Origin of the sequence: Bradyrhizobium huanghuaihaiense (assembly GCF_025200885.1) — a bacterium.
GTDB lineage: Bacteria > Pseudomonadota > Alphaproteobacteria > Rhizobiales > Xanthobacteraceae > Bradyrhizobium > Bradyrhizobium huanghuaihaiense.
Genome location: NZ_CP104172.1, coordinates 5,399,679 through 5,424,774 on the forward strand (window position 1 = coordinate 5,399,679; position 25,096 = coordinate 5,424,774).

Below are 25,096 nucleotides of genomic sequence, written 5' to 3' on the forward strand. Positions count from 1 at the left end.
ACAGTCAACGAAACGGGAGCCGCGTGGATACTGTCCAAAACGATCGATGATGAAGGTCTTCTGCCGTGAAGAGCGCGCCTAGCCTGGGCAATTCGACATCGAAATCGACTGCGTCGCACACTCTAAGAGCGGGATACGAACATGTTTTCAGTGATTTTCGAGGCCCTCCCCAATAAAGAGAACTGGGATGATTACCTTGATAACGCCAAGATGCTGCGCCCCGAGCTGGAGCAGGTCGAGGGCTTCATCGACAACATCCGCTACAGGAGCCTGACCCGCGAGGGCTGGATCCTTTCGTTTTCGAACTGGCGGGACGAGAAATCGCTCGTCCGATGGCGCACCCACAGGCGCCATCACGAGGTCCAGCGGAAGGGCCGCGACGAAATCCTCGCAGACTACCACCTCCGCGTCGGCCAGATCACTGCTGATAATGGGGTGCCCGCGGGGTACGCCCTCACGGAGCAGCGGCTCGACGAGACCGAAGTCGGGGAAGGAACGACGGTCACGCTGATCAACGCGACGCGCCCCGCGGAGTGGAAGCAGACTAACAACCCGTACGACTGCGCCGAGTGGCTCGGCCTGAACCCGTGGGCCGCCGACTGCACGTCCTGGGACATCTTCGACGCCATACTCACGCCCGGCGAGCTGATTCTCCTCATATCCTGGAAGGACGCCGCAGCAGCGCAGGCCTACGAGGACGCTTCCGAACCGAATGACAAGGCAAGGGTCCGGAGAGTGCGGATCGTGCGCGACTACGGGAAATACGACCGTCGCGAGGCGCCTCAGTACTACGCACACGCCAACGGCGGCGAGACCCTCCACGCCTTGACACCGCTCCGGAAAGCACGATGACGAATTCGAACGACGATAGAGCCCCTCGCCCACAGGCTGAGGTGGCCGGCGACCTTGACGGCGCTGGCACCCTTAACGGCCGTGCCGGCGCATCGGTGTTTTCGATCGGCGGCTTCGACGGCAGCGGCGGCACGGCAGCGGGGGCGAACCCCTACGAGTTGCTAAGCGCTTCGCTCGCCGCGTGCACGGCGATGACGATACGGCTGCAGGCGCGAAGGCGGAAAATCCCGCTCTCCCACGTCGAGGTAGCCGTGTCGTACCACCATGGCGGGGATGGCGGCCGCGACTCCTTCGATCGCTCCATCAGGCTCGAAGGAAACCTTGGCGACGAAGAGCGCGCCCAACTGATGCAGGCTGCGAACATGTGTCCCGTCGGGCGGACGCTCGGCCTAAGCGCCGACATCCGCACGAACGATAACGTCGACGTCGGGCAAGCGGCAAGCTATGACGACGACTTGAGCGAGCTTTCGATCCCGTACATCGACCCCGACTAGTGTGCCGCGAGATAGTCCGCGAGCGCCACGGCGTTGTTGCGCTCGGTGTCGTGCGCGCCGAAGAGCAGCGTGACTTTCCCCGTCGATACAAGATCCGTCAGGTGCTCAACTGCGGCGTGATTGGCGCGGAGCTCCTCGAAGTATCGCTTGTGAAACTCGCGCCACCGGTTCGGGTCATGGCCAAACCAGGTCCTGAGGCCGGCGCTCGGGGCGATGTCCTTCAGCCACACGTCGACGCTGGCATGCTCCTTCGTGAGCCCGCGCGGCCAGATGCGGTCGACGAGCACCCTCGTGCCGTCCGAGGCCTCGGGCGCTCGTAGACGCGCTTGACACCAGGCCGCGGGGACCGTCGAGACATTGGATTCTGCAGCCCTCCCCTCTCCAAAGGAAGGCACCTCGCGTCAGGCTGCCTTTGCGGGACTGACCTTGGGAAAATCGATCGGGGTCTGCACCGCATTGTTCATGAAGTTGGTCAAAAGGAACTGGGCAGTCAGCGCGATCATCTCGACGATGTTGGCGTCTGTCCACCCAGCATCCCTGACCGCCGCAAACTGGGCGTCGGAAACTTTGCCGCGCGTCTCGATGAGCGCCTTCGCGAAGGCGACCGCAGCCTGGCGCTTGGGATCGCTCGAGCGGCCCTCCCTGTTCAGCCCGATTTCGTCCGCCGGGATTTTGGCCAGGTTGCCCGCGATGAAGCTGTGCGCGGCCAGGCAGTAGTCGCACCCGTCCGCCTCCGACACCGCCAGCGAGATCCCGTCTCTCGTCTTGACGTCCAGGGTCTTCGCGAGCGATCCCATGAGGGTAGCCCAGCCGGAGAGCGCGTTAGGGCTGATCGACATGAGGCGGTGCAGGTTGGGCACGAAGCCCAGCATCTTGTCAACGTTGTCGAGGATAGGCTTGGACTCCGCGGGGGCGTCCTCACGTTTCGGAATGGCAATACGCGGCATTTGATCCTCCTACCGTAGACCGCGAACGATTATTCGGTTCGTGACGATGCAGGCCGTCACTGACTCCGACCGTCTCAGCCAGTGGTGGCCACTGGAGTGCCTCGAAAGCTAGCGCGCGTCACGCCGCGGCGGGCATGTTTCTTGATCATGCAATCGATAACAGCAGGTCATCGACTGAGCACCGACCGGCGCACCAATGTCACCTGTCCCGGCCTTCGTCCTCAGCTGCGCCCGACCCGCCGCGCTGACCATGCGCGGAGCGCCCCTTACCCTCGGATTCTGCCGGGGCGTACCCATGCACTTGGCGAAATGCACGGAGAAAGCTGCTACAGCTCCTATAACCGACCGACCGCGCGATCTGCTCAACTGAAAATGTTTTCGCGGCGAGCATATCGGCTGCACGCTTCATCCGCATTTGCCGGAGCGCGACCATCGGCGAACATCCGATTGCACGCACAAAGCGCGCCATGAATGCGGATCGGCTCAAGCCGGCCTTCTGCGCCAAGGCCATGACAGAGTGATCGGCCGATGGCCGCGCCACCATATCGGCAAACGCGTGGGCGATTTGACGGTCACTCAGGATAGAAAAGCGTTCGAGCCAAACGCTGGTCGAATTCAAACTCCGGCGGACGAGCGTGACGAGCACCTGCTTCAGGATGGCGGTCGTCATCGCCTGCATTCCAACCTGTCGGCCGCTGATTTCTGCCAACGCAGCCTGCAACTTTGACCCCAGTTCATCGCCGGGTTCGAAGCGCTCGACAATCGGCGTGGAAAGGTCAGCAAAGAGGTCGATCGACAAGCCGTAGGTGGCGCGAAAGTACCCGCAGATCAGCATCACCGTCGGGTCGACGTCCCCGGCGACGAATCGCTGGATACGCTCGCCTAAGCGCGGATCCCATTGCGCTTCGACCACATTCACTGTCCTGGCCGCTGTGCGATCATCGACCTCGATGTGAAACGGCTTCTTGGCCGGCGTTATGACCAGGGTGTGAGGTTCCAGAGGAAATGCGGAGAGACCACCCACGACCATTCGTCCGGTTCCGGAAAGGTTGTAGTGGATAGCCGGCGCGTCCGCGCTCCCGAACGACAGGCGCCAACCTGGACTGACCAAACACTCGATGAGCCCAATGACGTCGACATCCAAGGTTGCCATCAGCACATCGAGATCGGATCGAGGCAATACAAGATTTGGACGATCGGACATTTGTTTCGGACTCTCGGGGTGAGCTGATGTCCTATTCTTGGGACAGGACAATTGCAAATTCTGGTACTGCTTTATGGCTAAGACGGTGCGCGTCTGCGCCCTGACCGGCGGCCTGGGCGGAAGCTGGGAACCTCTTTGACGAACGTGGGCTTGCCGCGCCCTCATTCCGACGTTTCAGAACTGAGACCTTAGGAGATCCTAATGAGCAAAAAGCACTTGATGAAAAGACGACCGAGCCGATCCCGACGCAAACCCTGACATATGACTGGACTCGCCTATGATGTTGTACGCAACCGCGGCGCTAATAGGAAACAGCGTCGGTGAGAACACTTTGCGCAAGACGCGGATCGGCAATTCCGAGCCGGCGCACAATATCGGGTTCCGTGGAAACTCCGCGACAAACCGCTTGGCCATCGGCTCTGCCTGCTACGGCAACGAACTGGAACGGTCCGAACGAGGGCAAGTCTTTCGAGTATGAGTATGCAGCTGCAGTTTTATCAGGTGCGATATTTCTTAGCTCTAGCAAGGACGCTCAATTTTACGCGGGCTGCAGAGCAATGCAATGTGACGCAGCCGGCGCTGACAAAGGCAGTACAAAAGTTAGAGCAAGAACTCGGTGGCGCGTTGATTCACCGTGAGCGTCACCTCACCCAGCTCACCGAGCTGGGCAAGATGGTTTTGCCCACACTGGAGAAGATATTTGCCGCCGCCGAGGCGGTACGGCTTCAGGCGCGAAGCTATCAAAAGAAGACAATCGCCCCGCTCAAGATCGGGCTGGTGCCGTCAGTCTCCGCCGCACTCGTTACGGAATTGCTCCTGGAAGTCGCCAGGATTATCCCTGACCTGCGAGTCGATCTGCGCGAGGCGGATGCCAACGGGCTCATTGCGATGCTTTTGGATGGCGAGATCAATGCCGCACTCGTCGGTGACGCCGTGGAGCTACCTGAGCGTATCGATCGCTGGCGGCTGTTCGAGGAGCGGTACGTGCTCGTCTTGTCTCTGAAGCATCCGATGGCGAGGCAAACCGTTATCCCACTCAAAGACTTGCATGAGGTGGAATTTCTCGAGAGGGTCGGATGCGAAGTCGCCGGCCGATTCAAACAGGCTTGTTTTTCCGACCAGCCAGGCCCTAAGGTTGTGCACAGGAGCGATCAGGAAAGCCATCTTCAGGAAATGGCGTCCGCCGGTTTTGGGGCCATCCTGGCGCCAGAGCACGCTCCAAGGCTGCCGTCGCTCGCCACGATTCCAATTGAGGGCGCCCCCGTCCGGCGCGAGGTGCACCTTCTGGCCGTGGCGGGGAGGCAGTATTCGCCCGCGCTTGACGCCTTTATCAAGGTCGCTCGTGTTCGTGACTGGACGAGTGCACTGGACAAACTCCGCTGCGCGTCTGCCCCTGCCTCGAGCAAGGTCAATGTTCGCAAGGTTGACGCACAAGGTGCAGGCTCCTTGATCCAGATCACAGGTCCCGGTCCCGCCTCCTCACGCCCAAGCTTGTCGCGGGCATCCAACCGTCGTTGCTAAAGTGGCCCGAAGTCGTTGATGGCCGAGGGACAAGCCCACGACGCAGTTGCAGTCACCCACCGTAACCTCTTGAATTGACTCGTCTCGTTTCCGGTTAGCCTAAGGGCGAGGCTTAGGCGGCCTATCCAATTCGGACAGGGCAGCAAGCACGGTTTCGGTCGTCGCTCCCGTGATGGAGTCCGGCCCAACACACGCTCGACGGACGATCCCTCGTTGATCGAGGACATAGGTGGCCGGCATTGGCAACATCCAAAAGGAGAAGCCATGGGGAGCGGAGAGATCAAGGCCGCGCTGCAAGAGACGGCTCCTTATCTCGGCCGGCACCACGGACAACAGGCCGAACGAAAGGCTCACCCCAAGATCCAGGTCGGAGAGGATTTCCAGATCCAATCGGTGATCGCATTTGAGATTGCGTGCCAAGTCTCCAGTCTCGGGCGTTATGGCAATTGCTCTGGCGCCGGCAGCGCGGATTCTGGGGGTGGCCCCGTGAAGAACCCGTAGTCCAGCTGCGCACAATGGGGACCAGGTCCCGTAAACGAAGGTGACGATCAACGGTGCAGTTTGTCGCAATTCCAAAGATAAAACGAGCTTGCCATTTGCCTCGGGGAGAAGGAAATCGGGCGCAGATTCGTTCACCTTCAGGGCGCCGTCAGGAACCCCCGCCTCTCTCAGCCATGATGAAATCAACCGGTCGGTTCGGATATCCAGCGTGCGAAAACCGCTCAAGGTCTCCGCGGAGGGTTCGATCGTCGTACTAACCGGGCGCCCCTTCGAAACTTCGTCGTCCATTCTGGTTCTCCGCCCAACGGGGCCCCTCGCAGCACCTGTCCGCGTATGTTTCTTGCATGGTGACCGTGCGTTCCAGGAAACTAAAATTCAACTTTGGAATGGAAGTCGTTGACGAATTATCTTTAGGAATAGTCGGGCGAGCGCCGATTCGAAGTCCTGTTCCCGCATTTCTCAGACCCGTCGCCTGGGCCGATAAAATCGGTCCCAGCAGATTGAAACACCTCCGGGTGTCGATCCGCATGGCATCGTTTCGATAGCCGGAGGTGATTGGACGGTCGACCACCCGGTGCCTATCCTCAATGCTGAACAAAGAGGAGTACGGCGAATGGCGATCTATAGGAAAAACCCCGAAGCCGTCTCGAAGTTGACTCCCGAGCAGTACCGCGTCACGCAGACCGCCGGGACCGAGCGCCCCTTCGCCAACGAATACTGGAACAACAAGGAGCCTGGCCTCTACGTCGACGTGGTTTCCGGCGAGCCGCTCTTCGCATCCTTCGACAAATTCGACAGCGGGACGGGATGGCCGAGTTTCACGCGGCCCCTGGAGGCTGCAAACGTCGTCGAGAACGTTGACAGCTCGCACGGCATGGCACGGACGGAGGTTCGCTCCAGGCACGGCGACAGCCACCTTGGCCACGTTTTCCCGGATGGGCCGCGCGACAAGGGCGGGTTGAGGTACTGCATGAACTCGGCCTCCTTGAGATTCATCCACCGCGACCAATTGGAGAGCGAGGGCTACGGCGCGTACGCAAAGCTCTTCGCAAAGCAGGAGGCCTGACGATGGCAGCGACTACAGAACGCGCAATCCTGGCAGGGGGTTGCTTTTGGGGAATGCAGCAACTGGTGCGACGCCTGCCCGGTGTCGTCTCAACGCAGGTTGGATACTCGGGCGGCGACGTCAAGAACGCCACGTACAGCAATCACGGCAAGCACGCGGAAGCGATCGAGATCACGTTCGACCCGGGTCAGACGAGCTTCCGCGACCTGCTGGAATTCTTCTTCCAGATCCACGACCCGACGACGCCCAACCGGCAGGGAAACGACCGAGGCGCGAGCTACAGGTCGGCGATTTTCTACACGAGCGAGGAACAACGCCGCGTCGCCGAGGACACCATCGCCGACGTGGAGGCCTCAGGGCTGTGGCCGGACAAGGTGGTGACGGAGGTTTCGCCCGCTGGCGACTTCTGGGTGGCCGAGCCCGAGCACCAGGACTACCTGGAACGCTACCCGAATGGCTACACCTGCCACTTCGTCCGCCCGCAGTGGAAGCTTCCGCGCAGAAGCGCCGCCTGAGTGCGGCGCAGGGACGTGTGGACGGTGCCGGATGCAGCCTTACTTCGCTTCGTGAAACGAGGGGTGCGACGCACCCTCGCCAATACCCGCGCTTCCGCGGGTCTCCGTCTGGCGGAGCACGCTTAACTTCGCCATAGCCGGCGAAACCACAAGGAGAGACGGGATGACCACGAACAAGATCGTCCAGAACATGGAAGTGATCGGCGCGGACGGTGTTCACGTCGGCACTGTCGACGGTGTCGCCAACGGTCGCATCAGGCTCGCCAAGCGCGACAGCGGCGAGGGCCAGCACAAGGGCCACGCGCATTTCATCGACCTCGGGCTGATCGCCGACGTCGAGGGACAAAGGGTTCGCCTCTCGGCAAACGCGGCGGTAGCGGTGACGTTCGAAGAGGAGCAATCGGGAAAGCCCGTCTGACGAAAGAAGACCCGACGACCCTGGCCACGCGCGAGGCATAAAAAAGCGCGAACCGACGACAGGAAACCGATTCGCAGGCATGGTGCATGCACGGCTTGAGCCGACATCGAGAGGAAGAGGCCTTGGCGTCGAAGCTGGATCAACTACGCGCAATGACAACGGTGGTCGCCGACACGGGCGATCTTCGTGCGGTGGCGCGTCTCAAGCCGGCAGACTGCACGACGAATCCAACGATCGTCCTGAAAGCTATCGACAATCCCGAGTACACGAATATTGTCGAAGAAGCGTTGACATGGGGACGAAAACGGAGCGGCGACGCTGCACGCGTCGCCGCCGCGACTGCCGACCGGCTCGCAGTCTCCGTCGGCGTCGAGCTCTTGCGACTCGTGCCAGGCTTTGTGTCCACCGAGGTGGACGCCAACCTGTCGTTCAATATCGGAGCATTGGTCGCGAGGGCGCGCCAGATTATCGACGCCTACAAGCAGCGCGGCGTCGGACCCGATCGCCTGCTGATCAAGCTCGCATCGACGTGGGAGGGAATACGCGCTACAGAGATCCTCCAAAGCGAGGGTGTCAAGTGCAACATGACCTTGCTGTTGAATCGGGCGCAGGGGATTGCCAGCGCCGAAGCTGGCGCCTTCCTGATCTCGCCGTACGTGGGCCGCATCTACGACTGGCACAAGAAGTCTGGTGGAAAGGACTTCGACGCCGCGGAGGATCCAGGAGTCCGGTCCGTGCGGGACATCTACGGATACTACAAGTCGAACGGCATCGAGACGATCGTCATGGGGGCGTCATTTCGCAACACCGGCCAGATCGAGGCGCTGGCCGGATGCGATCGGCTGGCGATCACGCCAGCCCTCATGGACGCGCTTGCGTCCGAGGGGGGCGAGCTCAAACGCGTCTTGGCGCCCACCGCCGCAGAGCCACGCTCCCTTCGTACGGCGGAAGACGGGATCTGCCACTGGTTCGTGAGCGAAGACGCCGTCGACATAAAACACCTGGACCCCGCGGGTCCGATGGACGAAACAACCTTCCGGTGGATCATGAACGAGGACGCGATGGCGACCGAGAAGCTGTCCGAGGGCATTCGCGAGCTCGCGAACGATCTGAAGACGCTCCGCCGCAGGACCGCAGAACGCCTCCTGTGAGCCCGCGACGTCGCCGCAGCCGACAGCGAACGCAGAGCCGTGATGATCGTGATGCACCACCTGAACAACTCGAGGCCTCAAAGCCTCCTATGGCTGCTCGCGGATCTTGGGCTGCAGGTGCGTCCAGCGTATCTCGCCGCAGTCGCGCGCGTCGCTCTCGCGGAGTGAAGGCCGGCGTCAGGCTGCATCGGATTCCTCGATCGCGTCTCAGGTAGCGTCGTGGCCATACGGCAGACCTACTCCTCAGCAAATCTTCGGCGATGCAAACGCTCTTTGCTTCTAGCGTTGCGACCACCGAAACTCTCGAGGGGTCTTACCGAGCAAATGACGGAAATGACGTGCTAGATGACCCTGGTCGAAAAAGCCCACGGCGAACGCAATTTCCGCTAACGGAAGATCCGTCCGAACCAACATCTCCTGAGCGCGCTCAACGCGCCTTTGCGTGAGGTAGACATGCGGCGTCACCCCGGCGGATTGCCTAAACTGTCGTGCAAAATGATGTACTGATAGTCCGGCAACTCCAGCCAGCATCGACAGATCGATCGTTTCGCCCAAATGCACTTCCACGTATTCCCGCACCCGACGCATTGCGCCCGGCGACAATCCGCCCCATGCTTGCGGTGCTGGCGGCAGGGTCGAAACATCAATCGAGCCCAGGCGCGGCCGCGTGTGCAGGTCATGGCTCGTTGGATTGTCTGAGGCAGTCACGGGGCGATCCGGTGGAGTGACAAGCGCGGGCCGAGTATCATTGCTGCCGGCGATCAGTAACCGCACAGGGAAATCGGTCCGGTCCCGGTGCCGGAAAATGTCGACGTTTCGCTCAAAGATCGACCACAAGCTGGTACCCGCCCGGAGGCCACGATCATCGAGCATGAGCGACATGCGCGCGAGCCGGTTTGCGCCCATGATGCGTTGGTTGCCGTCAATCGCCAGCAGCATGCCTGGAGCGCCTCCCCCCGGCGGCGCTACCGCGACGATCCACTCTCGACGGAAGTGCTCACGAAAAAATCTCTCTTCTATCGCGCACGCCGATCGTAGTGTGAGCGCACCAGTGAGCGCGTGCGCTCGTTCCGAGAGTTCAGGATCGACAGCAGAGACGTCCAACACTGCTATCAATCCCCCGTCAACCCCGAAGATCGGCGCACCAGAGCAGCTCAAGTTGATGTGTCTGGACCTAAAATGCTGGCTTCTGTGAACAGTGACAGGCCGCTCTTCTATGATGCAGGTGCCGATGCCGTTTGTGCCCTCCACCTCCTCGGACCACACGCCGCCGAGCCAAGTTCCCCAATATTGGAACTCCCTTGCCCGCATTTGTTCGCCGCGATGCGCGACTGCGACGCCGGAGTTATCACAGAGCAAGACGGTATATCCAGCTTCGCGGACAACCCCGTATAATTGATCTATCTCTTCCTGGGCGCTGAAGATGAGCTTATCGAGCGGTTCGCAACAATGTTTCAGTTCAGCAGGCGTCAGAATGCGTGGCGCCTTGGTATCGATTGGATCGAGGCCGTATTTATTTGCTGATCTTTGCCAAGAACTTGATACCGCTTCTATCCCCGGCGGAGGCGTCGCCCCCTCGGCAACCGAACAAACGTGTTCAGCGTGTCCCACGATAGTGCCGAGAGAGCTTGCAGAGCGCTCCGAGAGTCCCATCATCGCACCCGGTTCGCGATGGTAGCTTATAGCACTGGCGCGCGCCGACCAGTTTCAAACTGTGGCGAAACGCGCTGCCGTGGCGAACGGCGCCCTCAAAGCACCGCGATGCCAAAAAGCATTATCGCACCAGCATCAAGGTATACCGCGCGGAGTGCCCCCGCAATCGCCGCGACGGAACCCTATTAGCAAGGTGGACCCCCGCAACAATAGATCAAACTTCCTAGTAAAAAAGCAAGGGCCTCCGGTCCGGATCAAATCCCTCCAAGAGTGGCTGGATCATTTGTTGGATGCTCAGCCGTGAGACAGACCTTCGCGGTCTTGTGTTCCGCTCCGAACATCCAAAGGAGAACGCCATGATCGACAGTGGACATGTGGGCGCCGAGTCAGACAATATTGCTGAAGCGACGCAGCGCATTGCGACGATAGTCGCTAACGCTCAGGCCGCTCGGCACTTTCTGGCTCATCGGCCGCCAGACCTAGACGAGGTACGACAAGCGCTCGATTGCATCGTGAGGGACGCTTATCGAGCCAGTGACGTGATCTACCGGATCCGCGGGCTGTGGCCTCTTCAAGGAGGCGCCACCGAAGAAGGAGCGCGTGGAGATCAATGGGACGATCCGCGACGTGCTCAAGCTGACGCGTAGTGAGGTGACGAAAAACGGCGCATCAGTACTGACGCACTTCGCGGGGCCCTAGCTGACTGTCCAAGCAGATCGGGTGCAACTACAGCAAGCAATCTTCAATTTGATTATCAACGCTGTGGAGGCGATGAGCGGCATGCGCGAAGAAGCACGCATCCGTTGCCGTTCGTCCAGACACACGGCTCGCCCCGCTTGCCGCGGCGGTATCCTGGACAATCCGGCAATGAACCGGCTTGAAATGCCCTTCGGCGACGGCGCGCTCGCAGTCGCCTACTAAAAGCCGCCCCGCCCTGCTCCACACGGAGGTGCCGCAAGAGCTGTCCGGCCAAGGTACGGATCGCGGCTGGCACATGGTGTTTTCCAAGCGTTGCGACGCGATGGAAAAAAGGTGATCGCGAAGTACCCCTTCATGTCTTCCTACGCCGCCCGACACCTCGAGTTCGGCACACTCCTCGATGGCTGATCGAAGACGGACGGGACGCACGCGCGCACAGCGCTTTTGGACGACGACACCTCCGCCTATCGAATGCATGACCAAAGGTAATTTCCGATTTCGTCGGCTGCGTCCGATCTTTGGATCTGCTGGGCCGGCCGAGCACAAGCGGTCGCCTCCAAAACGATTGAAACAGTGATCGAAGCCGTTGCGGCGAGTCACCTTGCTGCGTGGGCATGAGGCGACCCACGCTTCCGCCGCACAGAGAGACGCCTCGCAGATGGATGATCACGCGATTATGCCGCGATAAAAAAGTGGACTGCAACTCCGATGACCAATGACCAAAGCGACAAAACTTTCCGTCCGAATCGTCGAGGCTTTCTCGGCGTTGCCGCTGCCACCGGCGCCGCTTCGCTGGCTCCGGGTGTCCTGACAGGAACCGTCGCGACAACCGCGGCGCTCGCGGAAGCATCCGAACCGGCCTCCTCCTCCCAATCCGTGGGTGCTTCCGCGAGTACTGTCACTGCCAAGTTGCCGTCGCCAGTGCCCGGCTATCTGTCATTCGGCCCGGACGAAGCCGGCTTCGTCGAGGTGATGGTCAACGTCATGTGTCCTGCGGATGCGCTGACACCCGGCGGCGTCGATTGCGGGCTTGCAGCCTACATCGACCGACAACTGGCAGGCGGTTTCGGTAAGGGCGCGCGCCTCTATATGCGCGGACCCTGGCGAGAGGGTAAGCCTGAACTGGGCTATCAATTGCCGCTCACACCCGAGCAGTTTTTCAAGGCGGGCCTCGCTGCCGCGAATGCGGCCTGCCGGAAACGCAATGGCAAGGCCTTTAGTGAATTGGATGAGAGTGGCGTCGACCGATTTCTCCATGAAATCGCGGACGGCAAGGTGACGGACGAGCGCGTCCAGCTCGCCTCGTGGTTCAACGAACTCGTCTATCCGCTATTTGAGCAAGCTTGTTTCGCCGATCCCGTTTACGGCGGCAATGTCGGCAAGGTGTTTTGGAAGGCGATCGGCTATCCAGGTCTCCCCGCGGTTCATTCCCAAGACATGGTCGATTTCCGTGGCAAGCCCTTCCCGGGTGCCGCCGATCCGAAATCCATCGCCGACTTCGCCTAAGGGAAGCAATCATGGCTACACGCTTGAAACATCGCACCGTCGTTTTCGTTGGCGGAGGATTCACGGCGGCGCTGGCTGCTCGCCAGCTGACGGCCAAGGGCGTCGATGTCGTCGTCCTTGAACGGGGAATCGACCGCACCCATACCGCCGCAACAAGCCTGCCGTCGCAGCGCGACGAACTGCGCTGGGACGTGCATGGTGATCTCTTTCAGGATTGGTCCGTCCAGACCTACACGCTTCGCCATAATGGCGGCGAAACGGCGCTGCCGATACGACGTCTCCAGGCGTTCAAACCCGGCGAGGGAATGGGCGGTGCGGCCAATCACTGGAACGGGCAGACCTGGCGCTGGAGCGAGTCTGACCCTGTTTTGCGTACCCACCTTGAGAACCGGTATGGAAAGAAGGCCATTCCAGCTGAAATGGCGATCCAGGATTGGGGCGTCACCTATGCAGAGATGGAGCCCTATCACGATCAGTTCGAAAAGCTGTTCGGCATTGCCGGCAAGGCAGGAAATCTGCGTGGCAAGGTGCAGGAGGGCGGAAATCCGTTCGAGGCACCACGGCAGAACGAGTTTCCGCAAAACCCTCTGCCTATCACTGAAGCGGGCGTGATCTTCAGCGAGGCAACCAAGAAGCTAGGCTACAAACCTTTTCCCTTGCCGGCAGCAAATTCGCCGGAGGCCTACACCAATCCCGATGGTATGCAGCTTGGTCAGTGCCAGTTCTGCGGCCATTGCGAGCGCTTCATCTGCGAAGCCAACGCCAAGGCGAGCCCCGAAGTTCTGCTCTATCCGATGCTGAGAACGCGCGAGAGCTTCGAATTGCGTCTGGAAACGCATGTTCTCGATATTCTTTATGATCGTAAGGCAAAACGCGTGAGAGGCGTTCGTTACATCGATCGCGTAACCGGCGAGGAGTACGAACAGCCGGCCGACGTCGTCGTACTTTCTTCCTTCACGATGTCGAATACCAAGTTTCTGCTGATGGCGGGGATTGGGACGCCTTACAATCCCAAGACTGGTCACGGGCTGGTCGGCAAGAATTTCTGCCACCAGACGATGTTCGGCACGCGTGTCTTTTTCAAGGACCGCTGGATCAACCCGTTCCTGGCGTCCGGTGCGTCACAGACCGTGATCGACGAGTTCAACGGGGACAATTTCGACCACAGCGGTCTTGGCTTCTTCGGAGGCGGCTACATCTACGCCAACGTGACGAACGGACGGCCGATTACGAGCCGGGCTGTGCCGCCCGGCACGCCGAAATGGGGCGCGGAGTGGAAAAAAGCCAACGCCGATTGGTACGCACATAATTTCAGCATAACTGCCCATGGCAGCTGGTATCCGCATCGGGAGAATTATGTCGACCTCGATCCGACCTATGTCGACGCCTATGGGCAACCGCTCTTGCGCATGACGTTCGACGTTCGCGAGAACGAGCGCAAGATGTCGGTATATCTGTCGAAAAAGATCGACGAGATCGCCAAAGCGACCGGTGCCGACATCGCACCGCCGACAGCCCCCCGCAAGGGGCCGTACGATAGTCGCGTGTATCAGACCACCCACGTCACTGGTGGCACGATTATGGGAAGCGATCCTGCGACGAGCGTCGTCTCCCCTCACCTGCAGCACTGGGATGCGCAAAACCTGTTTGTCGTCGGTGCATCCGTCTACCCCTTCAATGCAGGCTACAACCCGACAGGCCCGCTAGGGGCTCTCGCGCTTCGACTCGGCGACGACCTCAACGATTATGTGGCGCGGCCGCGCCACCTCTGATCCCGACCTGAAAAGGACGTTCCCTATGAAAGCGCGGGAAAGATTGGCGCGTTTATCGCGGTGCTCGTACTTGCGGGACCAACCGCGAATCTCGGCTACGCACAGGACGCCGAGCACGGAAAAACCATCTTCAAAGCTTGCGCAGCTTGCCATGCGACAGATCATGCCAGTCGCGCCGGGCCGGGCCTTGGGGGAATCAACGGCAGGAAGGCGGGTACGGTTCCCGGCTTCAGCTATAGTAGCGCGATGAAGAAGTCCGACATTGTCTGGGATACGAAGATCCTCGATGCGTATCTGGAATCGCCACAGCAAGTGGTTCCCGGAAACAGGATGCCCTACGCAGGGCTGAAGAACCCGACGGACCGGACGGACCTCGTTGCCTATCTCGCTACGTTGAAGTAACGGCTCGTTGAGCGAGGCGTCAGCAAGACGCCATGCATTCGCACGCAAAACATCGATGCCGCCGACCAATGTGTGCAGGCGTCGGAATTGCGTGATGCTGTGTCTGACATCCTCACCGCCATGCGTTACGAGCGTGCTGCCTGCGCGCTTCGAAAGCAGCGGCGATTACGCGATGCGGTTCCCTTCCTAGAAGGGGCGCACGCGCACAGCGCTTTTAGGAACGATACCCCGCGCTTATCGAATGCATGACCAAACGGAATTTCTAATTTCGCCGGCTGCGTCCGATCTTGGGGCCACCGGGTCGGCCGGACACGCGGCCGCCTCGACATCGCATGAAGCCATTGCGTCGAGCCACCGTGCCGCGCGCGGGCAACAAAGGAGCCCCCCATGAAATCACCTAGGACCGTCGGTCCAGTTGTTGCGGTCTCCCTGGTCGCGGCCACCGTGGCGGCGCTCGCGTAGATGAGCGAAGCGGTTTCAGCCGGTACGACCGCGAACGTAGTGGACGCTGATGTGTCACTGGTCAAGCCGCCGCCCGACACCAAGCAGTTCTGGAAGCGAGGTCACACTGTTCTGCCTTCGCTTTCGGAAACTACCCATGGCTCCCGGCACTAGATGTCGAACGGACCCATCGCCGCAGCATTTTCAACAGAGAAAGCGAAAGCACTCTCGTACCTCAACCTATCCCTTCACCCATAGGAATCACCATGACTGACGGAATCACCATGACCAACGGCGTCATCGAATGCATCCTGAGCCGCAGCGCCACGAAGTACTTCGATCCTGCCGCCACCTTGAGCGACGAACAAATCCGCGAGCTGGTGAGAATCGGTACCACCGCGCCGACGTCCTTCCACTTGCAGAACTGGCGCTTCATCGCCGTACGCACGCCCGAAGCCAAGGCTCGGTTGCGTCCGCTCGCTTGGGATCAGCCCGCGATCACCGAAGCAGCCGTTACCTTCATCGTCTGCGGCCAGTTGGCCGATTCCAGCGTTGTACCAGAGCGTCTGGCACCGCTGGTGGAAGCGGGCATCATGCCGGCAAAGATGGTGCCGGAATGGGAAATCCCCGCACGCGATCTGTACATGGAATACCCGCAGCGCCAGCGCGACGAGGCAGTACGCAGCGGCACGTTCGGCGCGGCTGCGATGATCTATGCGGCCCGCTCGCTGGGCCTGGGTTCGACGCCGATGATCGGCTTCGACGCCGAAGCGGTGCACCGCGAGTTCGGACTGGCCGAGGACGAAGTACCGGTCATGCTGTTGTCCGTGGGGCCGGAGCGTCCGGGAAACTGGGCGCAGAAGCCGCGCCGTCCGGTCGCCGACGTGCTGGATCTCGTTTGAGTATTAGTAAAGCCCACAACTTACGGAAGACTACGATGCCAAGAAGTGCAGCTCTAAAGCCGGAACAGGTGCCGGCCGATTCAAAACCGACCCTTGATACGTTCACCAGGAACATCGGGTTTACCCCAAATATGCTGGCGACCTTCGCGCATAGCCCGATCGCGTTCAACGCGTGGGCCGCCCTGCTCGGCTCCTTGAGCAAGGCGCTGGACGTGAAGACGCGTGACAGCATCGGCCTTGCTGTCTCCGAAGTGAATGGCTGCAACTATTGCCTGACAGTTCACAGCTTTACGGCCGACCATATGGCCAAGCTGCCGGCCGATGAAATCATTCTCGCTCGGAAGGGCCATGCAAGCGACCCGAAGCGGGACGCCGCCGTCCAGTTTGCGCGCAAAGTCATCGAGACCCGCGGCAAGGTCAGTGACGCCGATCTGAAAGCCGTGCGCAATGCAGGCTACACGGATGCGAACGTCATGGAGATCGTCGCGCTGGTGGCTATGTACTCCCTGACGAATTTTTTCAACAACGTGTTCGATCCCGAGAAGGACTTTCCTGCCGTTGCGCCGGCCGGCTCGATCTGAGCTTTGTCCCCTCGCAATTTGTCGAAGCCATTGGGATCGATCACATGCACATTCTCCATATTGATAGCAGTCCGCGTCGAGAATCGCATAGCCGTGAGCTTTCGGCCGCGATCGCCGAAAAGCTTCTCGAGGTTGCGCCCGGGGCGAGCATTACCCGGCGTGATTTAGGGTTCGAACCCTTGCCCCACACCGTGGCTAACTATGCCGCCGCGTTGGCGTCGCCCGCCACGTTAGCCGCCCCGCCGAAGGGTTCTCTGGATATTTCCGAAGCGCTTATCCGGGAAGTCGAAGCGGCCGATGTTGTTGTCATCGGAACGCCCATGCACAACTTCGCTATTCCCTCGGTCCTCAAAGCGTGGATCGATCAAATCTTGCGCGTCGGTCGCACGATGATGTCGACGCCCGCCGGAAAGGTGGGAATGCTCCGGGATCGTCCGGTGTTCATCGGCGTCGCCTCTGGCGGCGTCTTTACCGGCGACCGAGCCAACCAGCCGGACTTCCTCACGCCATATCTGTCGCTGGCACTTAGTTCCATTGGGCTGAAGACCCAGCAATTTATCCCTCTCGAGGCCACCGCGTTCCTCGACCGAGAGCAAGCTCCATTGGCGAGGGAGAAAGCGCTTGCCGCTCTCGATCTGACTGTCATGGGAGAGCTTCGAGGCGTCGATGGCTGCCCTGCAGTGCTCTCAGGCACCGGCAAACCGCATCGCGAGGCCCCCCCCATGCTCCGGAGAGCGTCGTACTAAGGGCGCGCCGCAAGCGCTTGGCACGCCCGCATCATAATCCTCCGGCCTCCGCCGGACTATGAGCACGAGGTCTTTTGATGATTTTACCTATCGGAACGAGAGTAACAGCCGCCGATGGCGTGACGCTTCCCAAAATCGGCGACAGGATCACCGACAAATCAGCACCGCCCGATGATGGTGCCGTCCGCGAGTGGATCGGACCAAAGGCGTTCGGGTATTGGACCGAGCTGCGGAACTGGATCGTCGAATTCTACCCTGGAGTTTTCGCGCCGGACTGGCTCTACGGTGGCAGAAACCGCGGTTGGTCCTTGCGCTACAAGAAGACCAGGGCGTTCTGCACCTTGGTGCCGGAATATCGGCTGTTTTCGACCGTGGTGGTCATGGGTGGAGCTGAACGAGAGAAGTTTGAGGAGCGGCGTTATGTCTGGCGTCCGCACTTGGTCAAGCTCTATGACGAAGCCAAAACATACATCGACGGAAAATGGCTGACAGTTGCCATCTCATCGGCGGATGATCTGCACGATGTGGCGGAGCTTCTCACTTTGAAGCGCCCGCCACCGTCGCGCGGTTGAAGTTCGCAAAAATGCTGGGTTCGCCGCGCGATGGCTACGAGGAACGCGAGCAGCGGTCGCGCCGACATCACACAGCAATTCGACATCAAGGTCGTCGCGGAAGGCGTCGAGCCGATAACCAGTTGCGTGAGAGATCGAAAAGACCTTCCACGCCTGCAATTTACCCCGAACCAATAAATCTCTGAGGAGACAATTCCCATGAAAGCAATCGTGGTAACGGACCAGGCTGCGGGAACGTCCGGGATGAAGCTGGCGGAGCGGCCCGAGCCGCATGCAGCGATAAACGACGTCGTCATTCAGGTTCATGCGTCGGGATTCACCTCGGGTGAGCTGACATGGCCCTCGACCTGGACGGATCGCCTCGACCGTGACCGAACACCGTCGATCCCCGGGCAGGAGCTGGCCGGAGTGGTCACCGCTCTCGGCTACGGTACGACGGGGCTGTCGGCCGGACAGCGGGTGTTCGGCCTCTCGGACTCATATCGCGGCGGCACCCTGGCGGAATACGTAGCGGTCGAGGCACGCAACCTCGCGCCACTGCCGAGCGACGTCGACTTCACAGTGGGCGCCAGCATGGCGATGCCGGGACTGACCGCATGGCAAGGGCTGTTCCAGCATGGCCGTCTTCAGGCGGGGCAGAGCGTCCTCGTGCACGGCGCGGCCGGTGCAGTCGGTTCGATGGTGACGCAGCTCGCACGCGAGGCCGGCGCTTACGTCATCGGCACCGGACGCGCCCCCGATCGTCAGAAGGCGCTCGACTTCGGCGCGCAGGAGTTCGTCGACCTCAACAACGACGCGCTGGAAGACGTCGGCGGCGTCGATCTGGTGTTCGATGTCATCGGCGGCGACATCCAGAAGCGGTCCGCAGGCTTGATTCGAGCCGGAGGAACACTGGTGACTATCGCCGGGCCAACCGAGGCGCGGCCGGCCGATGGCCTGACGATCGACTTTGTTCTCGTGTCCGATCGCGCCCAACTGAGTGAGATCGTCCAGCGGGTGCGGGACGGACGACTGCGGACGAACATCGGCAACATCGCGACCCTCGACGATGCCGTCGCCGCTTTCAATCCGACCAAGCGGATCAGCGGGAAGACGATCATCCGCGTTCGTCCGTGAGGCGACATGCGCTTGTCATTGCGACACTTCCACCAAAGAGACAAATGACCGAGGAGACAATTCACATGAAGGCGATCGTTGTAACGGACCAGGCTGCGGGAACGGCCGGGATGAAGCTGGCGGAGCGGCCCGAGCCGCAGGCAGCGATAAATGACGTCGTCGTTCAGATTCATGCGTCGGGGTTCGTCCCGACTGAGCTGACGTGGCCCCCGACCTGGACCGATCGCCGCGACCGTGACCGAACACCGTCGATCCCCGGCCACGAGCTGGCCGGAGTGGTTACCTCTCTCGGCTACGGCACGACGGGATTGTCGGTAGGTCAGCGGGTGTTCGGCCTCGCCGACTGGTATCGCGACGGCTCCCTGGCGGAGTATGTAGCCATCGAGGCACGCAACCTCGCGCCGCTGCCGGGCGACGTCGACTTCACGGTGGGCGCGAGCCTGCCGATCTCAGGCCTAACCGCGTGGCAGGGACTGTTCGAGCACGGCCGTCTCCGGGCGGGGCAGAGCGTCCTCGCGCACGGCGCGGCCGGCGCAGTCGGGTCGATGGTGACGCAACTCGCACGAGAGGCCGGCGCCCACGTCATCGGCACCGGACGCGCCGCCGACCGTCAGAAGGCGCTCGACTTCGGCGCGAAAGAGTTCGTCGACCTCGAGAACGACGCCCTGGAAGACGTCGGCAGAGTCGATCTGGTGTTTGATGTCATCGGCGGCGACATCCAGAAGCGGTCCGCAGGCCTGATTCGAGGCGGAGGAACGCTGGTGTCCATCGTCGGTCCGACCGAGGCGCGGCCCGCCGACGGCCTGGCGGTCGACTTCGTTGTCGAGTCCGATCGTGCGCAGCTAACTGAGATCGTCCAGCGAGTGCGGAACGGCCGATTGCGGACGAACATCGGCACCGTCTCGAGCCTCGACGATGCGGTCGCCACCTTCAACGCGACCGAGCGACGCAGCGGGAAGACAGTCATCCGCGTTCGTCCTTGAGCGACACGCGTCCATCGATGCACGCGGCCGGCCGGCGCTGTCCAGTCGGCGGGCGGCATCCTATCAGTCGCAGCCACCAAGAGGCCGTCATGGCTTTCATGTTGAAGATTAACGGCACACCCCATGAGGTTGACGTCGACGGCGACACCCCGCTGCTGTGGGCGCTGCGCGACGTGCTCGGCATGACCGGGACCAAGTTCGGTTGCGGCAAGGCGCTGTGCGGCGCCTGCACCGTGCATGTCGACGGCGCGGCGACGCGGTCCTGCATCACCACGGTCGACAGCGTCGGCGAGAGCGCGGTCACCACGATCGAGGCGATCGGCCAGACGCCGCAGGGCGCGGCCTTGCAGAAGGCGTGGCTGGAGCTGGAGGTGGTGCAGTGCGGCTACTGCCAGTCCGGCCAGATCATGTCGGCGGCGGCGCTGCTGAAGGACACGCCGAAGCCGACGGATCACGACATCGACGCCGCCATGTCGGGCAATGTGTGCCGTTGCGGCACGTATCAGCGCATCCGCGCTGCGATCAAGCACGCCGCGGGAGTTTGAGATCATGAATGGGCCTATTCTGAGAGAGCGGATTGCCGATGAAACAGCGGTGTCGAGGCGCGCCTTTCTTCACGGCACAGGTTTGCTGCTTGGTTTTGCGCTGACCGGTGCAAGCACGGCGTCCGTCTTCGCGGCGCCTGCTTCGCGGGTGGTCGAAAACGAGGTCACGGATACTTTCGCGCTAAATGGATTTATACGGATCAATCCAACCGACACCGTGACCTTGGTCATGCCGATGGCCGAGATGGGACAGGGGGTGTACACGGCGCTCTCGATGCTTCTGGCCGAAGAGCTGGAAGTGGGGCTTGACCAGATTCAGGTTCAGCATGCGCCGGCAAATGATGCACTTTACGCCAACACGTTCCTGCACATTCAAACTACAGGTGCTTCCTCCTCCGTACGTGCCTTCTGGACGCCGCTGCGTCAGGCAGGCGCAGTGGGTCGTAATCTGCTGATTGCGGCTGCTGCCAAGCGGTGGAATGTCGATCCAGCGACTTGCCATGCCAAGAACGGCGTCGTGTTCAATGCATCCGGCTCGAAGCATCTGAGCTATGGTGAACTTGCGAAGGCTGCAGCGAAATTGCCGGTGCCACCCGCAGCAAGTGTTAGGTTGAAGGATCCGAAGGATTTCACCCTGATCGGCACGCGTGCCAGGCGCGTAGATTCATCGATAAAGGTCGATGGGCGCGCACTCTACGGCATCGACGCACGATTGCCGGGTATGAAGGTTGCCGCGGTTGCTATTTCGCCTGTGCTCGGTGGCAAGGCGAAAACGGTGGACGAGAAGGCCGCGCTGGCAGTGAAGGGCGTCCGGCAGGTGGTCAATATCGATGAAGCTGTTGCAGTCGTGGCGGATCACATGGGTGCGGCGAAGAAGGGGCTCGAGGCTGCCGCCATCACGTGGGACGATGGGCCGAATGGCAAGGTTAACAACGCCGATATCGTCAAGCAATTGGAGGAGGACTCCAAAAAGCCGGGCGCAGTTGCCCGTAGAGATGGCGATGCAGGGAAGGCTCTTGCTCAAGCGGCGCAACGGCTCGAAGCCGTCTATCAGGTGCCTTTCCTGGCCCATGCTGCGATGGAGCCGATGAACTGCACCGTTCATCTGCAGAAGGATCGTTGCGACGTTTGGGTCGGGACGCAGGCGATATCGCTCACGCAGTCTCTGGTCGCCGAACTCAGCGGTCTGCCAAGGGATGCGATCAAAATTCACAATCATCTGATTGGCGGTGGCTTCGGCCGGAGGCTGGAGGCCGATGGCACGGTGCTGGCCGTCAAGATCGCCGAGCACGTCGATGGCCCGGTGAAGGTGATCTGGAGCCGCGAGGAAGACATCCAGCACGATATGTATCGGCCGTACTACTTCGATCGACTGTCGGCCGGACTTGATGCGGTCGGCGAGCCGGTTGCCTGGACGCATCGGATCGCCGGCTCCTCAATCGCCGCTCGCTATATTCCCTATTGGTTCAAGGACGGATTGGATCTCGATGTCGTAGAAGCGGCGGCCAAGCCGCCATATGCGCTGCCCAATATCCACGTCGACTATGTCCGGGTCGAGCCCCCTGGTGTCCGGACGGCTTTCTGGCGCGGCGTCGGACCGACTCACAATGTTTTTGTGGTCGAAAGCTTCATGGATGAGCTCGCGCATGCCGCAAAGCAGGATCCTGTCGCTTATCGCAAGGGATTGCTCGGTCACAATCCACGAGCGCTTGGTGTTCTGTCCCTTGCCGCGGAAAAAGCAAGGTGGGGATCACCACTTCCCGCACGGCATGGCCGCGGGATTTCGGTACAATTCGCATTTGGAAGTTACCTGTCGCAGGTCGCCGAGGTCGAAGTGGCGGCCGACGGCTCTGTCAAGGTAAAGCGGATCGTCTGTGCGGTTGATTGCGGCATGTACGTCAATCCCGATACGATCGAAGCACAGGTTGAAGGTGGAACGCTTTTCGGGCTGACCGCTGCGCTCCATGGGTCAATCACTTTCAAGGATGGACGCGTCGAGCAGAGCAATTTCGACAGCTATCTGCCGATGCGTATCGACGAGGTGCCGGTGGTGGAGACGCACTTGATCAAGAACGCAGAGGCTCCAGGTGGCATTGGTGAAGCTCCGACGGCCATTGTCAGTGCTGCGGTAAACAATGCGATCTTCGCCGCCACCGGGAAGCGCTTGCGCAGGCTGCCGTTCGACACGGATTTGCTGAAGTCGTCGTCATAGTCCTTGCCCGTCATCCAGTGCGCGTCGCAGCGCGCACGGGATGACTGTCCGGAGCCGACTGGCCCCGAATGGGACGATTCCGCGAGATGCACCACTCGAGGGAGTGGCCTCAGACAGTACGGCGCCGCCTGGGTTGTAGCAAGGAGTTGCTCCGGGGGTGCTGTGGCTTTCCCGGGCTCTCGCGCAACGAGGCGGTTCGATTGAAGACCAGCCGTTCGGGTCGGGAATCATCGTCGTGGCTGAAATAGCCTTGGCGCTCGAACTGCAACGCCTCGCCATGGGGATCGGAGGCGGTTGCGCGCTCGACGAGGCAGCCGCGTAGCGTATGCATGGAATGTGGGTCGAGGTCGGCCGCGAGGTCCGTCGGGCTCGGCCTTGCTGCTGAGAAGAGCCGGCCGTAGAGCCTGACCTCTGCTGGCAAAGCATCAACGGCGCTGATCCAGTGGATTGTCGCCCCGACTTTTCGCCCGCCGGCGCCACCCCTGCTGTCGGGGTCGTTGGTGCAGCGTAGCTCGACCACACGGCCTGCTGCGTCCTTCACGACATCACGGCAAGTGACGAGGTAGGCGTACCGGAGCCTCACCTCGCGGCCCGGCGCGAGGCGCCGGAAACCATGTGGTGGTGCCTCGTGGAAGTCGTCTTGCTCGATGTACACCTCGCGGGAGAACCGGACGACTCTCGTCCCGAAGGCCGGGTCCGCCGGGTGGTTTGGAGCAATTAACTCCTCTATCCGGCCGACATAGTAGTTCTCAATTGTCACCTTGAGCGGCTTGAGCACCGCTAGTCGTCGGGGAGCCCGCTCATTAAGGACATCCCGGATCGCTGCGTCCAGGACACCGTCGTCGACCGTGCTGTTGGCCTTCGAAACTCCGATGCCGCGTATGAACCGACGCACCGCCTCGGGAGGCACGCCCCGTCGGCGCAGTCCTGCAAGCGTCGGCATCCTCGGGTCATCCCAGCCCGCCACGTGGCCGTCGCGCACTAGCTCCGTCAGCGCGCGTTTTGAGAGGACGGTATGCGTAATACCCAGGCGAGCGAACTCATATTGTCGGGGTCGCGATGGCACCGGGAGGTTGTCGAGGAACCAGTCGTAAAGAGGTCGGTGATCCTCAAACTCGAGGGTGCACAGCGAGTGGCTCACCCCTTCGATGGCGTCACACTGGCCGTGTGCGAAGTCATAGCTCGGGTAGATGTGCCAGGCCGTGCCGGTGCGCGGATGGCTGGCGTTGAGAATACGATAGATGACGGGGTCGCGCAGATTAAGGTTCGCTGACGCCATGTCGATTTTCGCGCGGAGAACCCGCTCGCCGTTCCTGAACTCGCCGGCGCGCATCCGCGCGAACAACTCAGCATTTTCCCTCACGCTGCGGTCGCGGAACGGGCTGTTCCGGCCAGGGCTCGTCAATGTCCCCCTGCCCTCTCTGATATCGTGCGCGGACTGGTCGTCCACGTAGGCCTTGCCGATGCGAACGAGGTGGCAGGCCCACGCGTAGAGCTGCTCGAAGTAGTCGGAGGCGAAGTGGAATCCCTGTGCCCAATCGAAGCCGAGCCACTGGACGTCGCGCTTGATCGCGTCGATGTACTCCACCCTCTCCTTTGCCGGGTTTGTATCGTCGAGACGCAAGTTGCAGCGGCCGCCGAATTCCTTCGCAAGCTCGTAATTCAGCAGGATCGACTTCGCGTGCCCCAGGTGAAGCAAGCCGTTCGGCTCGGGTGGAAAGCGCGTGACCACGACGCGCGTGCGGCCGGTCTCGACGTCAGACGCTATGATACCGCGAATGAAATTGCTGGCGCTCGCGCCCGCGTCTCCGACGTCGTTCTGTTGAGGCACCATCCGCCTCAAGCCTGGAGTTCGTCGGGCGGGTGCGCGCCGAAGCCATGCATCCTGAACGCCCACTGCAACGCCACGACGGCGCCCTTGACCGGCTGCAGGAGAGCTATCGAGGCCACGGCCGTAATCGGAAGGTAGACGCCAAGCTGAAACGTCAGCGACGGTGCATAGTCCACCTCGATCCATAGAATTACCGGAACCAAGACGTGTCCGACGATGACGATCACTAAGTAGGCCGGCAGGTCGTCGGCTCGGTGGCCGGTGAAATCGAGGCGGCAGACAGAGCAGTGGTCGTCGACTTTGAGAAACGCACAAAACAGGCGGCCGCGCCCGCAGCGAGGGCACCTTCCTCGAACGCCTCTCCAGAGGGAGAGGCCAACATTACGCCCGGCGGCAGTCTCTGCAGACGTCCAGTCGTTGTCGTGACTTCCAACAGGGCCTTCAACCGTCGTGGCCATCGCCCGTC

Annotated in this window: 25 protein-coding genes and 1 pseudogene; 19 read left to right on the plus strand and 7 right to left on the minus strand. The window is 61.2% G+C overall.

Annotated features, from left to right (window positions below):
• Nucleotides 1-141 precede the first annotated feature (141 nt).
• Both N2603_RS26000 and N2603_RS26005 read left to right on the plus strand, forming a co-directional pair.
• Nucleotides 142-852, plus strand: a complete 711-nt coding sequence (locus N2603_RS26000; protein WP_260384372.1) for an antibiotic biosynthesis monooxygenase family protein — start codon at nt 142-144, stop codon at nt 850-852.
• Nucleotides 849-1,346: an OsmC family protein gene (locus N2603_RS26005; RefSeq protein ID WP_260384373.1), complete on the plus strand. Its 498-nt coding sequence runs from the start codon at nt 849-851 to the stop codon at nt 1,344-1,346. The genes N2603_RS26000 and N2603_RS26005 overlap by 4 nt, the downstream gene beginning before the upstream one ends.
• Here N2603_RS26005 and N2603_RS26010 read toward each other — a convergent pair.
• From N2603_RS26010 to N2603_RS26020, 3 genes and pseudogenes are all read right to left on the minus strand, one after another.
• A pseudogene (locus N2603_RS26010) lies at nt 1,343-1,704 on the minus strand (DUF488 domain-containing protein). The gene N2603_RS26005 and the pseudogene N2603_RS26010 sit on opposite strands and share 4 nt — an antisense overlap.
• Nucleotides 1,705-1,747: 43 nt before the next feature.
• Nucleotides 1,748-2,293, minus strand: coding sequence for a carboxymuconolactone decarboxylase family protein (locus N2603_RS26015; RefSeq protein ID WP_260384374.1), 546 nt, complete (start codon nt 2,291-2,293; stop codon nt 1,748-1,750).
• A 199-nt stretch (nt 2,294-2,492) separates the two neighbouring features.
• Complete coding sequence (locus N2603_RS26020) at nt 2,493-3,497, minus strand: helix-turn-helix domain-containing protein (protein WP_260384375.1); 1,005 nt, start codon at nt 3,495-3,497, stop codon at nt 2,493-2,495.
• A 480-nt stretch (nt 3,498-3,977) separates the two neighbouring features.
• Here N2603_RS26020 and N2603_RS26025 point away from each other — a divergent pair, with 480 nt between their 5' ends.
• Nucleotides 3,978-5,018, plus strand: coding sequence for a LysR family transcriptional regulator (locus tag N2603_RS26025; RefSeq protein WP_260384376.1), 1,041 nt, complete (start codon nt 3,978-3,980; stop codon nt 5,016-5,018).
• A 99-nt stretch (nt 5,019-5,117) separates the two neighbouring features.
• Here the strand turns inward: N2603_RS26025 and N2603_RS26030 are convergent, their stop codons facing one another.
• Nucleotides 5,118-5,807: a redoxin domain-containing protein gene (locus N2603_RS26030; protein WP_260384377.1), complete on the minus strand. Its 690-nt coding sequence runs from the start codon at nt 5,805-5,807 to the stop codon at nt 5,118-5,120.
• 325 nt (nt 5,808-6,132) lie between these two features.
• Between N2603_RS26030 and msrB the strand changes: the two genes are divergently transcribed.
• The 4 genes from msrB to N2603_RS26050 all read left to right on the plus strand — a co-directional run bounded on the left by msrB (nt 6,133) and on the right by N2603_RS26050 (nt 8,669).
• Entirely contained in the window at nt 6,133-6,585 is a 453-nt protein-coding gene (gene msrB, locus N2603_RS26035; RefSeq protein ID WP_260384378.1) for a peptide-methionine (R)-S-oxide reductase MsrB, read from the plus strand.
• Between the two features lie 2 nt (nt 6,586-6,587).
• Complete coding sequence (msrA, locus tag N2603_RS26040) at nt 6,588-7,100, plus strand: peptide-methionine (S)-S-oxide reductase MsrA (RefSeq protein ID WP_260384379.1); 513 nt, start codon at nt 6,588-6,590, stop codon at nt 7,098-7,100.
• A 163-nt stretch (nt 7,101-7,263) separates the two neighbouring features.
• Entirely contained in the window at nt 7,264-7,518 is a 255-nt protein-coding gene (locus N2603_RS26045) for a DUF2171 domain-containing protein (protein ID WP_212459323.1), read from the plus strand.
• A gap of 122 nt (nt 7,519-7,640) precedes the next feature.
• Nucleotides 7,641-8,669: a transaldolase gene (locus N2603_RS26050; protein WP_260384380.1), complete on the plus strand. Its 1,029-nt coding sequence runs from the start codon at nt 7,641-7,643 to the stop codon at nt 8,667-8,669.
• A 279-nt stretch (nt 8,670-8,948) separates the two neighbouring features.
• Here N2603_RS26050 and N2603_RS26055 read toward each other — a convergent pair whose 3' ends face one another.
• On the minus strand, nt 8,949-10,325 hold the full coding sequence (locus N2603_RS26055; protein WP_260384381.1) for a helix-turn-helix domain-containing protein: 1,377 nt from the start codon (nt 10,323-10,325) through the stop codon (nt 8,949-8,951).
• 717 nt (nt 10,326-11,042) lie between these two features.
• Here N2603_RS26055 and N2603_RS26060 point away from each other — a divergent pair.
• From N2603_RS26060 to N2603_RS26115, 12 genes are all read left to right on the plus strand, one after another.
• Nucleotides 11,043-11,243, plus strand: a complete 201-nt coding sequence (locus N2603_RS26060) for an ATP-binding protein (RefSeq protein WP_260384382.1) — start codon at nt 11,043-11,045, stop codon at nt 11,241-11,243.
• Nucleotides 11,244-11,729: 486 nt separating this feature from the next.
• Nucleotides 11,730-12,527, plus strand: coding sequence for a gluconate 2-dehydrogenase subunit 3 family protein (locus N2603_RS26065; RefSeq protein ID WP_260384383.1), 798 nt, complete (start codon nt 11,730-11,732; stop codon nt 12,525-12,527).
• An 11-nt stretch (nt 12,528-12,538) separates the two neighbouring features.
• The gene (locus tag N2603_RS26070; RefSeq protein WP_260384384.1) at nt 12,539-14,299 is read left to right on the plus strand and encodes a GMC family oxidoreductase; all 1,761 of its coding nucleotides are present in this window, start codon (nt 12,539-12,541) and stop codon (nt 14,297-14,299) included.
• Nucleotides 14,300-14,359: 60 nt separating this feature from the next.
• Nucleotides 14,360-14,701, plus strand: coding sequence for a c-type cytochrome (locus N2603_RS26075; RefSeq protein WP_260384385.1), 342 nt, complete (start codon nt 14,360-14,362; stop codon nt 14,699-14,701).
• Between the two features lie 707 nt (nt 14,702-15,408).
• Complete coding sequence (locus tag N2603_RS26080; protein ID WP_260384386.1) at nt 15,409-16,044, plus strand: nitroreductase family protein; 636 nt, start codon at nt 15,409-15,411, stop codon at nt 16,042-16,044.
• 35 nt (nt 16,045-16,079) lie between these two features.
• Nucleotides 16,080-16,625, plus strand: coding sequence for a carboxymuconolactone decarboxylase family protein (locus N2603_RS26085; protein WP_260424259.1), 546 nt, complete (start codon nt 16,080-16,082; stop codon nt 16,623-16,625).
• Between the two features lie 44 nt (nt 16,626-16,669).
• A complete protein-coding gene (locus N2603_RS26090; protein ID WP_260384387.1) occupies nt 16,670-17,371 on the plus strand; it encodes an FMN-dependent NADH-azoreductase in 702 nt (233 codons plus the stop codon).
• 77 nt (nt 17,372-17,448) lie between these two features.
• The gene (locus tag N2603_RS26095; RefSeq protein ID WP_259235066.1) at nt 17,449-17,943 is read left to right on the plus strand and encodes a DUF3788 domain-containing protein; all 495 of its coding nucleotides are present in this window, start codon (nt 17,449-17,451) and stop codon (nt 17,941-17,943) included.
• A gap of 198 nt (nt 17,944-18,141) precedes the next feature.
• Nucleotides 18,142-19,059, plus strand: a complete 918-nt coding sequence (locus tag N2603_RS26100; RefSeq protein ID WP_260384388.1) for an NADP-dependent oxidoreductase — start codon at nt 18,142-18,144, stop codon at nt 19,057-19,059.
• Between the two features lie 65 nt (nt 19,060-19,124).
• A complete protein-coding gene (locus N2603_RS26105; protein WP_260384389.1) occupies nt 19,125-20,042 on the plus strand; it encodes an NADP-dependent oxidoreductase in 918 nt (305 codons plus the stop codon).
• Nucleotides 20,043-20,131: 89 nt separating this feature from the next.
• Nucleotides 20,132-20,587 (plus strand): (2Fe-2S)-binding protein, encoded by a 456-nt coding sequence (locus N2603_RS26110; protein ID WP_260384390.1) that lies wholly within the window; start codon nt 20,132-20,134, stop codon nt 20,585-20,587.
• A 4-nt stretch (nt 20,588-20,591) separates the two neighbouring features.
• A complete protein-coding gene (locus N2603_RS26115; protein ID WP_260384391.1) occupies nt 20,592-22,799 on the plus strand; it encodes a xanthine dehydrogenase family protein molybdopterin-binding subunit in 2,208 nt (735 codons plus the stop codon).
• Between the two features lie 109 nt (nt 22,800-22,908).
• Here the strand turns inward: N2603_RS26115 and N2603_RS26120 are convergent, their stop codons facing one another.
• A complete protein-coding gene (locus N2603_RS26120; RefSeq protein WP_260384392.1) occupies nt 22,909-24,633 on the minus strand; it encodes a glutamine--tRNA ligase/YqeY domain fusion protein in 1,725 nt (574 codons plus the stop codon).
• A gap of 5 nt (nt 24,634-24,638) precedes the next feature.
• Nucleotides 24,639-25,088, minus strand: a complete 450-nt coding sequence (locus N2603_RS26125; RefSeq protein ID WP_260384393.1) for a DUF983 domain-containing protein — start codon at nt 25,086-25,088, stop codon at nt 24,639-24,641.
• Nucleotides 25,089-25,096: the final 8 nt, after the last annotated feature.

Excerpts from the sequence above, each read along its gene's own strand:
- N2603_RS26085 (WP_260424259.1), top strand. The coding sequence starts at position 16,080 with ATGCCAAGAAGTGCAGCTCTAAAGCCGGAACAGGTGCCGGCCGATTCA.
- msrB (WP_260384378.1), top strand. The coding sequence starts at position 6,133 with ATGGCGATCTATAGGAAAAACCCCGAAGCCGTCTCGAAGTTGACTCCC.
- N2603_RS26105 (WP_260384389.1), top strand. The coding sequence starts at position 19,125 with ATGAAGGCGATCGTTGTAACGGACCAGGCTGCGGGAACGGCCGGGATG.
- N2603_RS26055 (WP_260384381.1), bottom strand. The coding sequence starts at position 10,325 with ATGATGGGACTCTCGGAGCGCTCTGCAAGCTCTCTCGGCACTATCGTG.
- msrA (WP_260384379.1), top strand. The coding sequence starts at position 6,588 with ATGGCAGCGACTACAGAACGCGCAATCCTGGCAGGGGGTTGCTTTTGG.
- N2603_RS26070 (WP_260384384.1), top strand. The coding sequence starts at position 12,539 with ATGGCTACACGCTTGAAACATCGCACCGTCGTTTTCGTTGGCGGAGGA.
- N2603_RS26090 (WP_260384387.1), top strand. The coding sequence starts at position 16,670 with ATGCACATTCTCCATATTGATAGCAGTCCGCGTCGAGAATCGCATAGC.
- N2603_RS26110 (WP_260384390.1), top strand. The coding sequence starts at position 20,132 with ATGGCTTTCATGTTGAAGATTAACGGCACACCCCATGAGGTTGACGTC.
- N2603_RS26080 (WP_260384386.1), top strand. The coding sequence starts at position 15,409 with ATGACTGACGGAATCACCATGACCAACGGCGTCATCGAATGCATCCTG.
- N2603_RS26100 (WP_260384388.1), top strand. The coding sequence starts at position 18,142 with ATGAAAGCAATCGTGGTAACGGACCAGGCTGCGGGAACGTCCGGGATG.
- N2603_RS26115 (WP_260384391.1), top strand. The coding sequence starts at position 20,592 with ATGAATGGGCCTATTCTGAGAGAGCGGATTGCCGATGAAACAGCGGTG.
- N2603_RS26005 (WP_260384373.1), top strand. The coding sequence starts at position 849 with ATGACGAATTCGAACGACGATAGAGCCCCTCGCCCACAGGCTGAGGTG.
- N2603_RS26095 (WP_259235066.1), top strand. The coding sequence starts at position 17,449 with ATGATTTTACCTATCGGAACGAGAGTAACAGCCGCCGATGGCGTGACG.
- N2603_RS26015 (WP_260384374.1), bottom strand. The coding sequence starts at position 2,293 with ATGCCGCGTATTGCCATTCCGAAACGTGAGGACGCCCCCGCGGAGTCC.
- N2603_RS26020 (WP_260384375.1), bottom strand. The coding sequence starts at position 3,497 with ATGTCCGATCGTCCAAATCTTGTATTGCCTCGATCCGATCTCGATGTG.
- N2603_RS26030 (WP_260384377.1), bottom strand. The coding sequence starts at position 5,807 with ATGGACGACGAAGTTTCGAAGGGGCGCCCGGTTAGTACGACGATCGAA.
- N2603_RS26025 (WP_260384376.1), top strand. The coding sequence starts at position 3,978 with ATGCAGCTGCAGTTTTATCAGGTGCGATATTTCTTAGCTCTAGCAAGG.
- N2603_RS26000 (WP_260384372.1), top strand. The coding sequence starts at position 142 with ATGTTTTCAGTGATTTTCGAGGCCCTCCCCAATAAAGAGAACTGGGAT.
- N2603_RS26065 (WP_260384383.1), top strand. The coding sequence starts at position 11,730 with ATGACCAATGACCAAAGCGACAAAACTTTCCGTCCGAATCGTCGAGGC.
- N2603_RS26120 (WP_260384392.1), bottom strand. The coding sequence starts at position 24,633 with ATGGTGCCTCAACAGAACGACGTCGGAGACGCGGGCGCGAGCGCCAGC.
- N2603_RS26125 (WP_260384393.1), bottom strand. The coding sequence starts at position 25,088 with ATGGCCACGACGGTTGAAGGCCCTGTTGGAAGTCACGACAACGACTGG.
- N2603_RS26045 (WP_212459323.1), top strand. The coding sequence starts at position 7,264 with ATGACCACGAACAAGATCGTCCAGAACATGGAAGTGATCGGCGCGGAC.